The following is a 3,553-nucleotide window of genomic DNA, read 5'->3' on the forward strand; positions in this document are numbered from 1 at the left end:
AGGAATCTCAAAATCAATCGCCGCATCGAAAACTCCTGTCGCCGTCAAGGCGGCGGGATTCTTCCCGCCGGAATATCGCCGCGCAATGTAAAGTTCGTTGGTTGCGAGGGCATTGACGGACACGCTGAAAATTCCGTTAAACGGCCACTGGCCGCGCTCCGCCATCTGTCCCGGGTGCATGGCTGAGCTACCTCGAGAAGCGTGCATTTGCTTTGCCAAAGCCGCGCCTCCTGTTCCAAACTGGGACATGAAAGGCCGAGCGACATCGGCCGCAACGCCAGCGGGAGGAAGACGGTCATGAAGCTCGGCACCGCGATTGCGGAAATCATGAAACGCGAGGGCATCGAGATCCTCTGCGGCTATCCGGTCAACCACCTGATCGAGCATGCCGCCAACGCCGAGATCCGCCCGATCATGGTCCGGCAGGAGCGGATCGGCCTGCACATGGCGGACGCCATCTCCCGCGTCACCTCGGGGCGTACGATTGGCGCCTTCTGCATGCAGCATGGCCCGGGCGCCGAGAACGCGATGGGCGGGGTGGCGCAATGTTTCGGTGAATCCGTACCCGTCCTGGTGCTGCCGATGGGCTATGCGCGGCGGATCGCCAATATCGAGCCGAACTTCAACTCCAGTCAGGTGATGAAGGCGTTCGCGAAATCCTCCGAGCCGATCACGCTCGCCGCCGAGGTCGGCAACATCTTCCGCCGCGCCTTCACCAGATTGAAGAACGGCCGCGGCGGGCCTGTCGTGGTGGAGATCCCCTCCGACATGTGGAATGAGGAGGTGCCGGAGCCGCTCAACTACACGCCGGTGCTGCGCACCCGCTATGGCGCCGACCCCGTCCACATCGAGGAAGCCGCGAGCCTCCTGATCAATGCCAAGCGGCCGGTGCTCTATGCCGGCCAGGGCGTGCATTACGCGAAAGCGTGGCCGCAACTGCGCCGGCTCGCCGAGCGGCTTGCGATCCCCGTCACGACCAGCCTCGGCGGCAAGTCGGCCTTCCCCGAGACGCATCCGCTCTCGCTCGGCTCCGGCGGCCTGGCGGTGCCGCGTGCGGTGCCGAAATTCTTGGCCGAGGCCGACGTGATCTTCGGCATCGGCTGCTCCTTCACCGAAACCAATTTCGGCATCAAGATGCCATCGGGCAAGACCATCATCCATTCGACGCTCGACCCCAATCATCTCAACAAGGATGTGGAGGCGAAGCTCGGCCTGGTCGGGGATGCCGGCCTCGTGCTCGACGCGCTCTTGGAAGAGATCGGCAAGACCGTCACCTCCGATCGGGACGCCGGCGCCGTCGCGGCCGAGATCGCCGCCTCGCACAAGGAGTGGCTGGAGAAGTGGATGCCGAAACTGACCAGCAGTGCGGCGCCGCTCAATCCCTACCGCGTGCTGTGGGATTTGCAGCACACGGTCGACGTCAACAACACCATCATCACCCATGATGCCGGCAGTCCCCGCGACCAGCTCTCGCCGTTCTGGAAGCCGGTCGAGCCTTTGACCTATCTCGGCTGGGGCAAGACCACCCAGCTCGGCTACGGGCTCGGGCTTGCGATGGGCGCCAAGCTGGCAAGACCCGACAAGCTCTGCATCAACGTCTGGGGCGATGCCGCGATCGGCTTCACCGGCATGGACTTCGAGACCGCGGTGCGCGAGCGGATCCCGATCATGTCGGTCCTGCTCAACAATTTCTCGATGGCGATCGAGCTCAAGGTGATGCCGATCTCGACCGAGAAGTACCGTTCGACCGACATCTCGGGCGACTATGCCGCGATGGCGCGCGCCTTCGGCGGCCATGGCGAGCGGGTGACTAAACCGGAGGACATCGTGCCCGCGATCAGGCGCGGCATCCAGAAGACGCAGGAAGGCGTGCCGGTGCTGCTCGAGTTCATCACCAGCAAGGAAACCGAGGTGGCGCGGCCGGGGACGTGAGCGGCTCCCCTGCCCGCGATATGTGCAAGGATAGCGCTGGCCCCGACGATCCGGAAATGAAATAATCCGGTTTTCAGCGGCCCGCAGCGGCAGCCTATGGATTTCCGAATGACTGCCCTTCCGCAGGACGCGGTGACCGATCTCAAAACCAGGATTGCCGAACTCGAACAGCGATTGCAGGCGCGTGAGGCAGAGAACGCGCGACTGCAGGATCAGACCCGCGAGGCTCTGGAGTGGCAGGCGGCGACGGCCGAAATCCTCGCGTCGATCAGCGCATCAATCACCGATCCAGCGCCCGTGTTCGATACCATCCTCGACAATCTCCTGCGCTTGTTCGGCACCCGATTTGCGGCCGTCTTTCTCCTGCGAGATGGCATGCTGCATGCCGCCGGGCTCAAGGGTGAACCGGGGTTTGAGGGCCTGGCCAGGCATTATCCGATCGCGCTCGATGAGCGACTGCTCTTGGGAAAGACAATTCTTTCCGGACGCGCCCTGCAGATTGCGCCAATTATGGGCAACCCGGAAGCGACCCCGGGCACACAGGAGATCGCGCGCGAATTCGGTTACGACGCGATTATCGCGGTGCCGATGCTTCGCGAAGGGGGGGCCATCGGCGTGCTTGCGACGGCGCATCGCGACCCCATCGCGTTCACCCAGAAGCAGATGGAGCTCGCGACGAGTTTCGCCGATCAGGCCGTGATCGCGATCGAGAATGCGCGGCTGTTCGACGAGGTACAGGCCAAGACGCGCGATCTCGAAGAATCGCTGCAACAGCAGACCGCGACCGCTGACGTGCTGAAGGTGATCTCTAGCTCACCCGGTGAGCTCGAACCTGTGTTCAGATCAATGCTCGAAAACGCTGTGAGCATTTGTGACGCCAAATTTGGCAACCTGTTCCTGGTTGATGGCGAGACCGCTCGCTGGCGGGCAGGCATGGGCACGCCGCCCAAACTCGTCGAGTTCTTCACGCAAACAGAATGGTTCCGACCGACGGCTGGCAGCCACCTGGATCGCGTCATACGGACGAAACAGGTCAGCCACACCAGCGACGATACTGCTGAGGCAGTGGTTGGTGCGGCGGCACGGCTCGGAGGCGCGCGATCCACTGTTTGCGTTCCGATGGTGAAAGATGACGCGCTGGCAGGAGCTATCTTCATCTATCGCACGGAGGTGCGGCCCTTCACCGACAAACAGATTGACCTTCTCAAGAACTTCGCGGCGCAGGCAGTGATCGCAATCGAAAATGCGCGGCTGCTCACGGAGCTCCGTCAACGCACCGACGATCTCTCCGAATCCCTGCAGCAGCAAACCGCCACGGCCGACGTGCTCAAGGTCATCAGCCGCTCGGCGTTCGACTTGCAAGCCGTTCTCGAAACGCTGATCAAATCCGCCGTCGAATTGAGCGGCGCCAATCGCGGCTCGATTTTCCTGCGCGAGGAGGACGTGTTTCCGCTCAAGGCGGCGTCCAGCACCACGCCCGAATTCCTGCAATATTGGGCAGCCAACCCGCCGCGGGCGGGCCGCGGTTCGGCGACCTCGCGCGTGATCGCCTCGGGAAAGGTGGAAATTATCCCGGACGTTCTCGATGATCCGAAAATGCAGATCCCCGCGGGCTCGCTCG

Annotated in this window: 3 protein-coding genes; 2 read left to right on the forward strand and 1 reads right to left on the reverse strand. The window is 63.0% G+C overall.

Annotation, left to right across the window (positions count from 1 at the left end):
- Window positions 1–180 (reverse strand): hypothetical protein (locus JOY90_RS30865; RefSeq protein WP_291694883.1); only part of this gene is annotated, 180 nt, incomplete at its 3' end.
- Between the two features lie 84 nt (window positions 181–264).
- Here JOY90_RS30865 and JOY90_RS30870 point away from each other — a divergent pair.
- Window positions 265–1,932 (forward strand): thiamine pyrophosphate-requiring protein, encoded by a 1,668-nt coding sequence (locus JOY90_RS30870; RefSeq protein WP_291694885.1) that lies wholly within the window; start codon window positions 265–267, stop codon window positions 1,930–1,932.
- 108 nt (window positions 1,933–2,040) lie between these two features.
- A partial coding sequence (locus JOY90_RS30875; protein ID WP_291694884.1) for a GAF domain-containing protein occupies window positions 2,041–3,553 on the forward strand: 1,513 nt, incomplete at its 3' end.

This window comes from Bradyrhizobium sp. (assembly GCF_019242285.1).
Classification (GTDB): Bacteria; Pseudomonadota; Alphaproteobacteria; order Rhizobiales; family Xanthobacteraceae; genus Bradyrhizobium.